Source organism: Allobosea sp. LC85, from assembly GCF_000735605.1.
GTDB lineage: Bacteria > Pseudomonadota > Alphaproteobacteria > Rhizobiales > Beijerinckiaceae > Allobosea.
On sequence record NZ_JPKG01000027.1, the window covers coordinates 50,337 to 64,921 of the forward strand.

Below are 14,585 nucleotides of genomic sequence, written 5' to 3' on the forward strand. Positions count from 1 at the left end.
AACACAAAAAGCTCAGATCATCGCACCGGATACGATATCCGGTGCGATGATCTAAGCGACAACGCCGCTCCGCCTGGCCACAGGCTCAGTGAGCGAAGGACCGGTGCCGCGATCCCAGGGAGGATCCAACGGCCGATTGCCGAGCGCAGCTCTGCTTGTGAGCGGATTCAGCGGCCGCGAGTCACGCCAACGCACGGATATTCGCTTGTGCGGGCTTCCTTCACCTTGGCCAAGACCGTCCACACCGCCTAGTCTAGTATCAGGCAAATCGGCCCATGACATGCTGGCAGCGGGCGAATGAATCGCTATCCGATGTTCAACCCGCAGCTGCTGCTCAGTTTCGTCGCGGTCTGTGAGAGCCAAAGCTTCACCCGCGCCGCCGACCGTGTGTCGCTGTCGCAATCCACCGTCAGCCAGCAGGTCCGGCGCCTGGAGGAGATGCTGGGCAAGCCACTGTTCGAGCGCTCCTCGCATCAGGTTAAGCTGACCGAGGAGGGCGGCCGGCTGCTGAGCTATGCACGACGCATCATCGCCCTCAACGAGGAGGCGCATGACGCGCTGACCGGCTTCTGGCGCGACGGCGTGCTGCGGCTTGGCATGCCGGAGGATTTTACGGTCCCCACCGTCGACCTGCTGGCCGCATTCAGCCGTGAGCAGCCGCATCTGCGGCTGGACGTCACCAGCGGCCTCAGCGCCGATCTGCGCAGCGCCTATGAGCGCGAAGAACTGGATCTGATCCTGGTCAAGCAACGCCGCAGTCAACCGCCGCGCGCGGCCAGGCTGGAACCGTTGCTGTGGCTGGACAGCCTCGCTCACCCGGCCATCGAACGCTCCCCGGTGCCGCTGGCGGTCTTCCCGCTCAACGGACTTTATCGCGAGGAACTCTGCCAGGCGCTGGACAGCTTGGGAATTCGCTGGCGTGTGAGCTACAGCAGCGCCAGCCTGGCCGCCCTCGCTGCCGCATCCGCCGCCGGGCTGGGCGTGACCCTGCTGCCGGCCGGCTGCCTTCTGCCCAGCCACCGAACGCTGGGCGCAGCAGAAGGCCTGCCGCCGGTCAACGATTTCGAGCTGGCGCTGTACTACCGCGACAACGCTCCCGCCGCGGCCATCGTGCTGGCGGAAAGACTAGCCGAGTTCTGCCGGCTGGAACGGTGAGCAGGCCAGGTCGACGGTGATGCGTTCGCGACCGACATCATTGCCAGATCGAATAGTCATCATTGGCAAATATCGCTGCCAACCCGCGCAGTCCATTCGTAATCTAGGAGCCGAAACGCCCAGACCCCAGGTTAAGGAAACAAACGTGGAAAGCGTCCATCAACAAAGCCGCAGAGGCTTTCTCAGCCAGACCGGGAAACTCACCACCGCTTGCGCGGTCATCGGCCTGGCCGGAAGCGGTGCACAAGCCGCGCCGGCCAGCGTGGGCCGCCCTGCATCCGAGGCCGGCACGAGCACGCTGACCGACCGTCATTACTATCTGAGCGACGTGCGGCTTGAAGAAGGCTTCGAGTATGACGGCGACACGGTCATCGGCACCCGTACCGCGCTCCATGCTCTTGAGATCAAGGACGGCAAGTTCGTCGCACTGCATCCGGCAAATACAGTTCCGCCTGCCGGCGTGCCGCGCTACCAGGCGCACGGCCAGCTCATGCTGCCGGCGATGCGCGACATGCACATTCATCTCGACAAGACTTTCTACGGTGGTCCTTGGCAGGCACCGCGACCGCGCCAGGGCAAGACCATCCTGGACATGATCGCGCTGGAACAGAAACTGCTCCCCAAGCTGTTGCCGACCTCGCAACAACGCGCCGAGCAGCTGATTGCCCTGCTGCAATCCAAGGGCACCACCGTGGCGCGCAGCCATTGCAACATCGATCCGGTCAGTGGGCTGAAGAGCCTGGAGCACCTGCAGCGCGCGCTGGAGAATCATCGCAGCGATTTCAGCTGCGAGATCGTCGCGTTCCCGCAGCACGGCCTGCTTCATTCCAAGGTCGACGGCCTGATGCGCGAAGCCATGCAGATGGGCGTGCACTATGTCGGGGGGCTGGATCCGACCAATGTCGACGGTTCGATGCAGAAGTCGCTCGACGCGATGTTCCAGATCGCTCTCGATACCGGCAAGGGCGTGGATATCCACCTGCACGAGACCAATCCGGCCGGCGTGGCCGCGATCAACCACATGATCGATACGGTGGAGAAAAATCCGGCTCTACGGGGCAAGGTGACCATCAGCCATGCCTTCGCGCTCACCACGCTCGCTCCGGAGGCGTTGGCTGAAACCGCCTCCCGTCTGGCGGCGCAGCAGATGACCATCGCCTCGACGGTGCCGATCGGCGGCCTGATGATGCCGCTGCCGCGGTTGAGCGAAGCAGGCGTCTTCGTGATGACCGGTACCGACAGCGTGATCGATCACTGGTCGCCATTCGGTCGCGCCGACATGCTGGAAAAAGCCAACCTGTATGCTCAGCTCTACCGTGGTAGCGATGAGTTCCGGCTGTCGCGCGCCATGACCATCGCCACCGGCGGGGTGCTGCCCTTGGACGATAAGGGCAATCGCGTCTGGCCAAAGGCCGGCGATGACGCGGCCTTCACCCTGGTCGGGGCGAGTTGCTCCGCCGAGGCGGTCGCCCGCCTGCCCGCACGCAGCGCCACCTTCCACCGCGGGCGCATGGTCCATGGCAGCGTCGGCAACGCCTGAGACCCGGTTCGCTCTCGCCCTCCCGGCGGCCTGTCCGAGGCCGTCAGGAGGGACTCCGGGATGGACCCCGCTTGGTTGTCAGGCAGAGCGGCACTTCACCCCGTCGCGAAGAAGGCCAGCCGGGTAAAGAGCGTGTAGTGCGATTCCAGGACCATGATCGCGACGAAGACCAACAATACGGCGGGCGGCAGCAGGATCGCGTAGGAGAGCGCCAGGCGCTCCCAGGCCATGTGCATGAAGACCGCGATGATCAACCCCGCCTTGAGCGCCATGAAGAGCAGGATCAGCGACCAGCGCAGATAGCCAACGAGGCCGAAATAATCGACCATGTAGGAGCAGGCGCTGAGGACGAACAACCAGACCCAGACGACGAGATAGAGTCGGATCGGATGCTCCTGCGTATCGCCGTGCGTGGCGTTTGACTGAGCCATGTCGACCTCTCACCAGAGATAGAACAGCGCGAAGATGAAGACCCAGACGAGATCGACGAAGTGCCAGTACAGTCCGGTGATCTCGACGATTTCGTAGCGACCCTTCCGGCTCGTGAAGAAACCGGGCCGGGCCTCGTCGAAGTCGCCGCGCCAGACTTTCCGCGCGACGATGAGCAGGAAGATCACGCCAATCGTGACATGGGTGCCGTGGAAGCCGGTGATCATGAAAAAGCTCGAGCCGAATTGCTCGGCGCCCCACGGATTGCCCCAGGGACGGACCCCTTCCGCGATCAGTTTCGACCATTCGAAGGCCTGCATGCCGACGAAGGCGGCGCCGAGCAGCGCGGTCAGCAGCATCAGGATCGCCGTCTTCCGGCGGTCGCGCCGGTAGCCGAAATTGACCGCCATCGCCATGGTGCCGCTGCTGCTGATCAGCACGAAGGTCATGATGGCGATCAGGATCAGCGGCAGGTGGTGGCCGCCGATCTCGAGTGCGAAGACCTCGCTCGGATTGGGCCAGGGCACGACGGTCGACATCCTCACCGTCATGTAGGAGATCAGGAAGGTGCCGAAGATGAAGGTGTCGCTGAGCAGGAAGATCCACATCATGGCCTTCCCCCAGGAGGCTGTCCTGAACGCCCGCTGATCCGAGGACCAGTCCGCGACGATACCGCCCCAGCCGGTGGGATGCGTGCTCTCTGGCTTCAGGACGGTCGGCGATAGCTCGTTCATCGGTCGCGCCTCCTAGCTCAGCAATCCGCGACACATCTCGATCAGGTCGTCGGTCCAGCGCATCAGCAGGCTGAAGAGAACGAGCCAGACCAGCAGCAGGAAGTGCCAGTAGATCGCGCAGAGCTCGACGCTGAGGCGCAAAGCGCCCGATACCTGTGGGGCCGCGAAGGACCGGACCGTCGTCCGGCCCAGTACCACGAGCCCTCCCAGCATGTGCAGGCCGTGAATCGCGGTGACCAGATAGAAGAATGCACTGGCCGGGTTCGCCGCGCTGAAATAGCCGGCAGCCGCGAGTTCGCGCCAGGCGAGAACCTGTCCGACGAGGAAGGCGAGCGAGCAGACCCCTGCGGCCAGCAGCGCGGAGCGGAGGTTACCCGGCTCGTCGCAGCGCGCAGCAATCACCGCCGAATGCAGGGCGACGCTGGCGAGCATCAGCAGCCCTGTGTTGAACCAGAGCCCGATCGGCATCGGCAATGCGCGCCAGTCCGCCATGCTCATGCGCATCGAATAGGCGCTGATCAGGAGCGCGAAGAGCGAGCCGGCGACGGCGAGGAAGGCGCCGAGGCCGATCTTGGCGATCTGCGGAGATCGCGGCCTGGAATCTCGGGCCTCGTCGATGATTCCGACTTCAAGCCAGGGCTTGGCCGCCAGCCGCTGATGCGACAGCCACCAGCCGGCCAGCATTGCCATCAGGACCATGAACAGGACGATGACGATCACGATGCCGCCTCCTCACGCCGTTCGCGGATCGGGAGGCTGGTTCTGCGGCAGGAAATCCTCTGCAGCGCCGGGCACGCTGTAGTCATAGGCCCAGCGATAGACCACGGGCAGCGTCTTGCCCCAGTTGCCATGGGCCGGCGGCGTCTCGGGCGTCTGCCATTCCAGCGTCGTCGCTCGCCAGGGGTTGCCGCCGGCTGGCCGGCCTCGTTTCAGGCTCCAGGCGAGATTGAAGACGAAGACCAGCTGGGCTGCGCCGACGATCAGGGCGACGATGGTGATGAATCCGTTCAATGTCGCCGTCGATGCCGGCACGAAGGCCATGTCGCTGATCTCGTGATAGCGGCGCGGCACGCCCATCAGGCCGATATAGTGCATCGGGAAGAAGATCAGGTAGGCGCCCAGGAAGGTGACCCAGAAATGCAGCTTCCCGAGGGCGTCATCGAGCATCCGCCCGGTGACCTTCGGATACCAGTGATAGATCGCGCCGAAGATGACGAGGATCGGAGCGACACCCATCACCATGTGGAAATGGGCGACGACGAACATCGTGTCCGAGAGCGGCACGTCGACGACGACGTTGCCGAGGAACAGTCCGGTCAGCCCGCCATTGACGAAGGTGACGATGAAGCCGAGCGCGAACAGCATCGGCACGGTGAAATGGATGTCGCCGCGCCAGAGCGTCAGCACCCAGTTATAGACCTTGATGGCGGTCGGGATCGCGATGATCAGTGTCGTGGTCGCGAAGAAGAACCCGAAGCTGGGATGCATGCCGCTGACATACATATGGTGAGCCCAGACGACGAAGCTGAGCGCGCCGATCGCCACCAGCGCCCAGACCATCATGCGATAGCCGAAGATGTTCTTGCGTGCATGGGTGCTGATCAGGTCGGAGACGATGCCAAAGGCCGGCAACGCGACGATGTAGACTTCGGGGTGCCCGAAGAACCAGAACAGGTGCTGGAACAGGATCGGGCTGCCGCCGCGATAGGAGAGCTGTTCGCCCAGCGCCACGATCGCCGGCATGAAGAAACTCGTCCCGATCAGCCGGTCGAGCAGCATCATCACCGCCCCGACGAAGAGGGCGGGGAAGGCGAGCAGAGCCATGACGGTTGCGGTGAAGATGCCCCAGACGGTGAGCGGCATGCGCATCAGCGTCATGCCTTTCGCCCGGCCTTGCAGCACGGTCACGACATAGTTCAGCCCGCCCATGGTGAAGCCGATGATGAAGAGGATCAGCGAGACCAGCATCACGATGATGCCCCAGGACTGCCCGGGGGTGTTGGCGAGGATCGCCTGCGGCGGGTAGAGGGTCCAGCCGGCCCCTGTCGCTCCGCCAGGCACGAAGAAGCCGGCAACGAGCACCAGCACGGCAAGCAGATAGATCCAGTAGCTCAGCATGTTGGCATAGGGAAAAACCATGTCGCGCGCGCCGAGCATCAGCGGGATCAGGTAGTTGCCGAAGCCGCCGAGGAACAGCGCGGTCAGCAGGTAGATCACCATGATCATGCCGTGCATGGTGATCAGCTGGTAGTAGCGCTCAGGGTCGATGAAGGAGACGAGGCCCGGGAAGCCGAGCTGCAGCCGCATCAGCCAGGACAGGACGAGGGCGACGAGGCCGATCGCCAGCGCAGTCAGGGAATACTGGATCGCGATGATCTTGGCGTCCTGGGAGAAGACATATTTCGTGATCCAGCTTCTCGGATGATAGAGCTCGACATCCTCGACCTCGGCGGTCGATAGAGGTGCGGCAGCGTCACTCGGCACGTCGACCATAAAACCGCCTCCTGCTCTCCTTCAGACGGCACGCCTCGTCGGAGGCTCAGCCGCCTTCCGCCCCTAGTTTCTCGCCTGTGCTCGCGCCGCTGCAGCGAGTTCTGCGAAGGTCTTCTGTTGCTGCAGCCACGCGCGGTATTCACTCTCCGGCTCGACGACGACACCACCGCGCATGTAGGTGTGGCCGGTGCTGCAGAGTTCGGCGCACAGCGCCTCGAAGGTGCCGGTGCGGGTCGGCGTGAACCAGTAATAGGTGACGCTGCCCGGGATCATGTCCATCTTGGCGCGGAATTCGGGCACGTAGAAATCATGCACGACGTCGAGTGAGCGCAGCAGCACCTTCACCGGCTTGTCGAGCAGGAGGTGAAGCTGGTCGCCCTGGATGATGACGTCGTCCTGCCCGCGCGCATCCTTTGGATCGAGGCCAAGCGGGTTCTCGGCGCTGACAAGGGTCACGTCAGATGCTCCGAGCCGGCCATCGGCACCGGGCAGGCGGTAACTCCACTGCCATTGCTGGCCCACGATCTCGACCGTTGTGGCATCGGCCGGCACGGTGACAAACTGGTTCCAGACGACAAGACCAGGCGCCAGCATGGCGGCGACGCCGATGCCGGTCCCGATCGCGAGCCACCATTCCAGCCGCTTGTTCTCGGGCTCATAGGCCGCGCGGTGTCCCTCGCGATGGCGGAAACGGAACAGGCAATAGGCCATGAACAGCACGACGGCAGCGAAGACGATGCCGGTGATCCAGAAGGTGATGATGATGGTGTTGTCGATATAGTGCCAGTTGGACGCGATCGGCGTCCACCACCATGGGCTCAGCAGGTGGAACGCCACCGAACCGATCACGACCAGCGCAAGTACGACGGCAACACCCATGATCGGTCACCCTTGCCTATGGCGGCGATGAACGGGGTCCGGGTGGCGCCACGACGCGATCGAGGCGTTGCGGCGTCGGGGAGCGGCATGAAGGTGTCGGGAAGAGAAGACGGGAGGGACGGCGCAGAGGGATCGCGTGGCGCGGACTCGGACGAGCGCGTCAACCGGTTTCAAGCGTCGCTTCCTGCTCGCCATCGCCGAACCTCCCGGTCCGTCAGACGATTACGCGTCACATCTGACGCAAAAGCTCCCGCCCAGGCTGCAAAGCGCTCCGCTTCTCAGCCTATGGTCGATGAATATTGTCCGACTGCGCTCGCTGGTTGTCAATCGAGGCCGGGCTTGAGCCCGCCGCGCTATCGCCGCACCTGCGCGTCAAAGGCGGCTACTTCTTCTTTCCGTCGGCGTCGATCTGCTTGAGGAAGGCGACGAGATCGTCGATTTCCTGTTCGGATTTCAGGCCGGCGAACACCATCGTGGTGCTGGGGATCTTGGCCTGGGGAGCCTTGATGCAATCCCGGAACGTCGACTCGTCCCAGACGAGGCCCGAATTCTTGTTGGCGGCCGAGTAGCTGTAGCCCTCGATGGACCCGCCGGCCGCCCAAGCAGACCGTTGAGCTTTGGCCCGACCGGGTTCTTCGAGGTCTCGCCGATCTGGTGGCAGGCGCGGCATCGCCCGGGCGCCGCGCCATTGCGATGCACCCACTCCGCGGCCAGCGCGGCGGCTGTCGGAAGCGGCATTTCTGACGCCGGATCCGAAACCTCGATCCAGGCAAAGGCCCTGTGTCCGGCAAACCGTCTCGAGGATGTGCTGGACGGCAGGCAGGCCGGTTTCCCGCCTGTCGAACAGCCCGAGGCCGCCGCTTGCTCTACTGGCGGCGCGCCGGGACGGCAGCGCGCGGTCTCATCCCGGGCCGGTCGCTTCAGTGGCGCCGAGCCGGGCTGCTGCCGTTGCGCATCCCCTCGAAAGTCGTCCTAGGCTGAGTGCTTCTTCACCCAGGCGACATAGGCATCCATCCAGCCCTTCAGGAAGGCCCGGCTGGATTCGCCGATCTCGCCACTGTCGGTGAACAGCCCTTCCTTGGCCTGGATGAAGATTTCCGGCTGTCCGAGTGTCGGCATGTCGAGATAGGCGAGGACATTGCGCAGATGCTGCTGCGCTATCGCCGTTCCGATGGCGCCGACCGACATGCCGAGAACTCCGGCCGGCTTGCCGGCCCAGGCGCTCTGCCCATAGGGCCGCGAGGCATGATCGATCGCGTTCTTCAGCACGCCGGGGATGGAACGGTTATATTCGGCCGTGACGAAGATGACCCCCTGGGAGCCGGCGATTTCGGCCTTCAGCCGCTTCACGGCCTGGGCCTGGTTCGCATCGTCATCTTGATTGTAGAGCGGCAGATCGCCGATCGCGACCTGATGCAATTTGAACTCCGGCGGCGCCAGTTTGGCGATGGCGGTGGCGAGCTTGCGATTGAAGGAATCGCGCCGAAGGCTGCCGATGACGACGGCAATTCTGAATTCGCTCATGGTCTGTCCCATCACGGAGTGCTGATTGCGGCGTCGAGCCTAGGGTCCGACATCCGATTTGTCGCGCGCGATCATTCCGGCCGCGCGCCAACGTGATCTGAGCTTTTTGTGTTTGCATCGGCTTTCCCGAAAACCGCAACCCACTTTCGGGCCGATGTTTTAGATCGAGCTTCCCGCGTTCTCCGCCGTCACCTCGGCTTTCGCCGCCGGCCCTGTATCCTTGGCCGGGCGAGGGTCGCGCCAGTCGATGAGCCGGTAGAACATCGGGATGAAGAAGGTGGCGATGAAAGTCGCCGCCAGCATGCCGCCGATCACGCCCGTACCGATCGAGTGCCGGCTCGCGGAGCCCGCGCCGCTGCTGATGGCGAGCGGAACGACGCCGAGGATGAAGGCGAGCGAGGTCATCACGATCGGCCGGAAGCGCAGCCGCGCCGCTTCCAGCGCAGCCTCGGCGGCACTCATGCCCTCCTGCCGGACGAGAACGGCGAATTCGACGATCAGGATGGCGTTCTTGGCTGCCAGACCGATCAGCGTGACAAGGCCGATCTGGAAATAGACGTCGTTGGTCAGGCCGCGGAGCCAGACCGCCAGCAAGGCTCCGAACAGCGCGAACGGAACCGCGAGAATGACCGCCAGCGGCAGGCTCCATTTCTCGTACTGCGCAGCGAGGATCAGGAACACCATGATGATGCCGAAGATCATGGCCTGCGAGCCGGTCCCGCTGGTTGCGAGTTCCTGATAGGCCGAGCCGGTCCAGGCGATCTGGAAGCCCTGCGGCAGCTCACGCGCCACCTCCTGCATCGCCGCGATCGCAGCCCCCGAGGTGTATCCGGGCGCCGGGTTGCCCATCACCTTGGCGGCGGCAAAGGCATTGAAACGCTCGAACTGGTCGGGACCGGCGACGCGCACGGCTTTCACCAGCGTATCGAGCGGCACCATCTTGTTGTTGGACGAGCGCACGAAGACCTGCTTGAGATCCTTCGGCGCCTGACGGAAAGCGGCCTCCGACTGCAGATTGACGCGGTAGTTGCGCCCATAGAGCGTGAAGTCATTGACGTAGAGGCTGCCGAACGTGCTTTGCATCGTCTCGAAGACGGAGCTGATCGGCACGCCCAGCGCCTTGGCCATGTCGCGGTCCAGGTCGAGCCGATATTGCGGAACACCGGTATCGAAGGTCGTGCGCACGCCGGCCAGTTCGGGACGTTTCGAGGCGGCTTCGATCAGTTGTGCGGTGGCGGCAGAGAGCGACTGGACACCGCCTCCGGTGCGGTCCTGCACATAGAGCTCGAACCCGCCCGTGGTGCTCAGCCCGCTGATCGGCGGCGGATTGAAGAACAGCACCATGGCGTCCTTGATCCCGATATTCATGCCGGTGAACGTCTTGACCAGGTTGCGCGCATCGAGGTCCGGGGTCCTGCGCTCGCTCCAGTCCTTCAGCGTCACGAAGGTCGTTGCGGCACTGGTTCGCTCGCTTCCGGAGAGAAGGTCGAACCCCGAAATGGCGAAGACATTCTCGACAGCCGGGTGCTTGCCGATATTGACCGCGGCCTGATCCATCACGGCCACGGTGCGGTTCAGCGAGGCGGCCGGAGGCAGGATGGCCACCCCGAACAGCACGCCCTGGTCTTCGTCCGGAACCAGCGAGCCCGGAACGGTCCGGAACAGGATGCCCGTACCGGCGATGAGCACGGCGAAGAGCACGAGGCCGATGGCGAAACGCTTGACCAGGAAGCCGACGCCGGAGACATAGCCGCTCGTCAGCTTGTCGAAGAAGCGGTTGAACAGCCGAAACGGCAGTGCCGGCTCCTGATGGCCCGGCTTCAGGATCAGCGCGCACAAGGCCGGGGTCAGCGTCAGCGCGACGATGCCCGAGATCGTGACCGACAGGGCGATCGTGACCGCAAACTGCTTGTACATCGCACCGGCCAGCCCGCCCATGAACGACACGGGAATGAAGACCGCACACAGCACCAGGACGATCGCGATCACCGGCCCGGTGACCTCGCTCATCGCCTTGATCGCGGCCTCTCGCGGCGGCAGGTGCTCGGTCGCCATGATCCGCTCGACATTTTCCAGAACCACGATCGCGTCGTCGACGACGATGCCGATGGCGAGGACGAGGCCGAACAGGGTGAGCAGGTTGATCGAGAAACCGAACATGTACATGCCGGCAAACGTGCCGATGATCGAGATCGGCACCGCGATGACCGGGATGAGCGTCGCCCGGAAGTTCTGCAGGAAGAGGAAGACGACGAGGATGACCAGGACGATGGCCTCGACGAAGGTCTTGACCACCTCCTCGATCGAGACCTGGATGAACTTCGTCGTGTCATAGGGAATGCTGTAGGCCATGCCCTCCGGGAAGGACTGCCTGAGCTCTTCCATGCGGCTCTTGAGCGCCTCCATGGTCGAGAGCGCATTCGCTCCCGTCTGAAGATAGACCGCGAGTGGTACTGCGGGCTTGCCGTTGAGCTTGCTGTCGACGGTGTAGCTGGCCGAGCCGAGCTCGACCCGCGCCACGTCCTTGATCCTGAGCGTCGCCGCGTTGATGTCGGAACGCAGGATGATGTTGCCGAACGCCTCGGCATCCGGGAGGCGCCCCTGGGTCGTCGCGGAATAGGTGAAGGGGGTGGATGGGTCGTTCGGCTCATCGCCGAAGCGGCCGGCTGCGAACTGCGCATTCTGTTCGCGAATGGCCGCCGCGACATCGGTGGTCGTCAGGCCATAGCGGGCGAGCTTGTCGGGACTCAGCCAGATTCGCATCGAGTAGTCGCGCTGGCCGAGCAGTGCCGCGTCGCCGACGCCAGGAATGCGCTTCAGATCGTCAATGACGTTGAGCAGGGCATAATTGCCGACATAGGTCGTGTCGAAGCGGTCGTTCTCCGAGTACATCGCCACCAGGCCGAGGATGGAGGTCGAGCGCTGGCTGACCGTTACGCCGAGCCGAGTGACCTCTTGCGGCAAAGTCGGCGTCGCGCGTTGGACGCGATTATTGACGTCGATTGTCGCCTGATCGGGATCGGTGCCCTGAGCGAATGTCACCGTCAGCGACATCTGGCCACTGCTGGAGTTCGAGGACTGCATGTAGAGCATGCCCTCGACGCCGTTGATCTGCTGTTCGAGCGGCGCTGCCACCGTTTGCGCGATCGTCTCGGCGCTGGCGCCGGGATAGGTGGCGCTGACGACGATCTGCGGCGGCGTCAGCTCGGGATATTGCGCGATCGGAAGCGCCCGGATCGCGACGATACCGGCAAGCACGATGACGATCGAGATGACGGCGGCGAAGACGGGCCTGTCGATGAAGAAGCGATTCATGGCTTGGGAGCTCCGGGCGCCGCGGCGGCGATCGAGACCGGAGCGCCGGGACGAACCTTGATAATCCCTTCCGTGATCAGCTTGTCGCCGGGCTTGAGGCCCGAGGTGACGATCCAGCCGTCGGTGACCTGACGACCGAGCACGACGGGGCGGGCTTCGGCCTTCCCCTGGCTGTCGACCGTGTAGACGAACTGTCCGCGCGGTCCCTGCGAGACCGCGGCCTGCGGAACGACGATGGCGTCGTTGAGGACGACCCCCATCACGATCGCGCGCAAGAACTGGCCGGGCAGCAGGCGCCGCTCGGGATTGGGGACAACGGCACGCAGCCGCAGTGTCCCGGTTTCCGGATCAAGGCCAGAGGAGGCGAAATCGATGACGCCGGATTGCGCATAGACGCGGCCATCGCCGAAGGTGAGCTTGACCGACAGGACCTCCCCGGCACGGTCCCAGATGCCCTGAGCCTCGAGCAGGGCCCTGACTTCGGCGACTTCGCTCTCGCTTGAGTTGAAGATGACGTAGACCGGGTCGAGCTGGGTGATCTTGGTGAGCAGGCTGCTATCGCCCGTGGTGCCGATCAGGCTGCCCTCGGGCAGCTCCTCGCGGCTCGTGACCCCACTGATCGGCGCCCTCACATTGGTGTAGCCGAGATTGAGCTCCGCGACGTTCAGGTCGGCGTGGGCGACGGCGACCGAGGCCGTCGCGAGTTCCTTGGCGGAGAGGGCGTCATCGCGCGCCTTTTCCGTACCGGAGCCGCTCTGGGCCAGCCGCGTATAGCGCTCGGCATCGCGCGTCGCCTGGGCGAGTTGTGCCTCCGCCTGCTGGAGCTGTGCCTTTGCCTTGGCGACGTCCGCCTCGTAGCGCCTCGGGTCGATCTCGAAGAGGATATCGCCGGCCTTGACCTCGGCGCCCTCGACGAAGTTCCGCTTCAGGAGAATCCCGCCGACCTGGGCCCGGACCTGAACCTCGCGCGAAGCCTCGACGCGCGCGGCAAACTCGAAGGTCAGCGGCACCTTGCCGGCCTGGACCTCGACCACGGTCACCTGCGGCGGCGGTGCGGCCCCCTGCGCCTGGGCCAGGGTCGCCGCACCGAGGAGCGGCCAGATCAAGGCAAGGCTGAAGAGCGCGAAACGGCGCCGCGGCGTGTGGGTCGTCATCCGTCGCATCCTTCCATTGGTGCCGGTCGCAGCGCGCTCGCCGTCGCTCTCCCTTGGCGCATCGAGCAGTGTTTCACGAGCAAGGACCACATCCAACCACGGCCCTTCTTCGCCGGAATCGTGGGCGGCCCTCATCGCGCTTGCGGGGGAATGAGGCACTATGATCCCTTCCCTAGTCAGGCCTGGACAGGAATACGGCGATGAGATTCTCAAGGAAATGCTCCTGAAACTGACTGCGGTCCATGGGGCTCGCGGACAGGGATTGAACGAGGTCGGGTGCCGTCGACGGCCAGAAAAATGCGCCGGCGAGAATCGAGAAGGCGATGAAGGGGTCGCTCGCATGCGTGACACCTTCGCGAACCGCCTGATCGAGTAGCGGCATGAAGGCATCGAGCGCAGGGCGAAGCAGGCGCTCTTTCAGGGCCGCCAGCCGTGTCCCGCTTTCCCTCGCCTGCTGTGCGATGAAGAGGCCGAGTTCCGGATGGTTGAAGTGGAAATTCACCGTCAGGCGAATGGCGTCGGTCACTCGCTGCCTGAGTGGGCGCGTCTCGGCGGACAGGCGTCGGATCTCGGCGTGCAGCTGAGTCGTATACGAGGCGACATGGTCGATGCTCGCGAGCCAGAGCCCCTCCTTCCCGCCAAAATGCACGCGCACCAGCCCAGGATCGACCTTGGCGGCGGCGGCCAGGCTGCGCAGGTCGACGCTGTCATAGCCGTGGCGCGCAAACGCACTCGTCGCGGCGAGAAGCAGGGCCTCGCGGCCCGGCATCTGGTCCTTGAGCCGCCGACCGCGAGGGCGGCGCGGAGCGGGACTGGGGGGAGTGGATTGGTCGGATCGGGGCATTGTTCGGGGAAGCATAATAAATCTACAAGTGAGGATATTTCAATGCGACATGAGATGCAAGGCCAGTGGCGCGTCCGGTGACGGGGCGCCTTTCACGGGGGCATTACGCAAGGGAGGTATAGCGAATGGCCAAGGTTCACGCGGTCATGGCGTAATGTCAGCGGCGCTGATGGGCCGAAATGCAAGTCGTTGGCTCGCAAGTCTAGCGCGCGAGCGCGGATGCCTGAAAGGAGAGCTATGTTGATCTGCATCAACAGAGCATGATGATTTTGTATTTTATGAATGATGTGACTTACTCGTGCGGTGAAGGCCGGACTCTTGTTTCTTGGCTGAATATTTTGAATGCACTCCGACTTGCGGCCGATCTGTCATCGCCGACGGGGCTGGCCGTGGAAATCAGGGCTTCAGATTTTCGGGTATTTTTTGAGAGGTTGTGCATCCGGCGCTCTGGAAGAGGCGTAACGCAGGAATTCAACTGACCGGAGACACGAAGTGATTGGAACAAGCGCCAGGTAATG

The 14,585-nt window shown here is 63.9% G+C and carries 11 protein-coding genes and 1 pseudogene; 2 read left to right on the forward strand and 10 right to left on the reverse strand.

Annotated features, from left to right (window positions below; genetic code table 11):
* The first annotated feature begins 297 nt into the window (after positions 1-297).
* Together FG93_RS12440 and FG93_RS12445 are read left to right on the forward strand one after the other, a co-directional pair.
* Positions 298-1,155 (forward strand): LysR family transcriptional regulator, encoded by an 858-nt coding sequence (locus FG93_RS12440; protein WP_043234845.1) that lies wholly within the window; start codon positions 298-300, stop codon positions 1,153-1,155.
* Positions 1,156-1,300: 145 nt separating this feature from the next.
* Positions 1,301-2,695, forward strand: coding sequence for an amidohydrolase family protein (locus FG93_RS12445; RefSeq protein ID WP_043234846.1), 1,395 nt, complete (start codon positions 1,301-1,303; stop codon positions 2,693-2,695).
* Between the two features lie 95 nt (positions 2,696-2,790).
* Here FG93_RS12445 and FG93_RS12450 read toward each other — a convergent pair whose 3' ends face one another.
* The 10 genes and pseudogenes from FG93_RS12450 to FG93_RS12495 form a co-directional block, all read right to left on the reverse strand.
* Positions 2,791-3,126 (reverse strand): cytochrome C oxidase subunit IV family protein, encoded by a 336-nt coding sequence (locus tag FG93_RS12450; protein ID WP_043234847.1) that lies wholly within the window; start codon positions 3,124-3,126, stop codon positions 2,791-2,793.
* A 9-nt stretch (positions 3,127-3,135) separates the two neighbouring features.
* Entirely contained in the window at positions 3,136-3,858 is a 723-nt protein-coding gene (locus tag FG93_RS12455) for a heme-copper oxidase subunit III family protein (RefSeq protein ID WP_052513688.1), read from the reverse strand.
* 12 nt (positions 3,859-3,870) lie between these two features.
* A complete protein-coding gene (locus FG93_RS12460) occupies positions 3,871-4,578 on the reverse strand; it encodes a cytochrome c oxidase subunit 3 (RefSeq protein WP_152579413.1) in 708 nt (235 codons plus the stop codon).
* A gap of 12 nt (positions 4,579-4,590) precedes the next feature.
* Positions 4,591-6,351, reverse strand: coding sequence for a cytochrome c oxidase subunit I (ctaD, locus tag FG93_RS12465; protein ID WP_043234849.1), 1,761 nt, complete (start codon positions 6,349-6,351; stop codon positions 4,591-4,593).
* Positions 6,352-6,414: 63 nt separating this feature from the next.
* On the reverse strand, positions 6,415-7,230 hold the full coding sequence (locus FG93_RS12470) for a cytochrome c oxidase subunit II (RefSeq protein WP_043234850.1): 816 nt from the start codon (positions 7,228-7,230) through the stop codon (positions 6,415-6,417).
* Between the two features lie 382 nt (positions 7,231-7,612).
* Positions 7,613-7,968: pseudogene (locus FG93_RS12475) on the reverse strand (cytochrome c family protein).
* 234 nt (positions 7,969-8,202) lie between these two features.
* Complete coding sequence (locus FG93_RS12480) at positions 8,203-8,754, reverse strand: NADPH-dependent FMN reductase (protein WP_043235078.1); 552 nt, start codon at positions 8,752-8,754, stop codon at positions 8,203-8,205.
* 159 nt (positions 8,755-8,913) lie between these two features.
* On the reverse strand, positions 8,914-12,069 hold the full coding sequence (locus FG93_RS12485; RefSeq protein WP_043234852.1) for an efflux RND transporter permease subunit: 3,156 nt from the start codon (positions 12,067-12,069) through the stop codon (positions 8,914-8,916).
* A complete protein-coding gene (locus tag FG93_RS12490; RefSeq protein WP_043235080.1) occupies positions 12,066-13,223 on the reverse strand; it encodes an efflux RND transporter periplasmic adaptor subunit in 1,158 nt (385 codons plus the stop codon). The genes FG93_RS12485 and FG93_RS12490 overlap by 4 nt, the downstream gene beginning before the upstream one ends.
* 172 nt (positions 13,224-13,395) lie before the next feature.
* Positions 13,396-13,992, reverse strand: a complete 597-nt coding sequence (locus tag FG93_RS12495) for a TetR/AcrR family transcriptional regulator (RefSeq protein WP_043234853.1) — start codon at positions 13,990-13,992, stop codon at positions 13,396-13,398.
* Positions 13,993-14,585: the final 593 nt, after the last annotated feature.

Bases quoted from the DNA above. Each gene is read 5' to 3' on its own strand.
- FG93_RS12440 (WP_043234845.1), top strand. From the start codon at position 298: ATGAATCGCTATCCGATGTTCAACCCGCAGCTGCTGCTCAGTTTCGTC.
- FG93_RS12450 (WP_043234847.1), bottom strand. From the start codon at position 3,126: ATGGCTCAGTCAAACGCCACGCACGGCGATACGCAGGAGCATCCGATC.
- FG93_RS12455 (WP_052513688.1), bottom strand. From the start codon at position 3,858: ATGAACGAGCTATCGCCGACCGTCCTGAAGCCAGAGAGCACGCATCCC.
- ctaD (WP_043234849.1), bottom strand. From the start codon at position 6,351: ATGGTCGACGTGCCGAGTGACGCTGCCGCACCTCTATCGACCGCCGAG.
- FG93_RS12470 (WP_043234850.1), bottom strand. From the start codon at position 7,230: ATGGGTGTTGCCGTCGTACTTGCGCTGGTCGTGATCGGTTCGGTGGCG.
- FG93_RS12480 (WP_043235078.1), bottom strand. From the start codon at position 8,754: ATGAGCGAATTCAGAATTGCCGTCGTCATCGGCAGCCTTCGGCGCGAT.
- FG93_RS12485 (WP_043234852.1), bottom strand. From the start codon at position 12,069: ATGAATCGCTTCTTCATCGACAGGCCCGTCTTCGCCGCCGTCATCTCG.
- FG93_RS12490 (WP_043235080.1), bottom strand. From the start codon at position 13,223: ATGACGACCCACACGCCGCGGCGCCGTTTCGCGCTCTTCAGCCTTGCC.
- FG93_RS12495 (WP_043234853.1), bottom strand. From the start codon at position 13,992: ATGCCGGGCCGCGAGGCCCTGCTTCTCGCCGCGACGAGTGCGTTTGCG.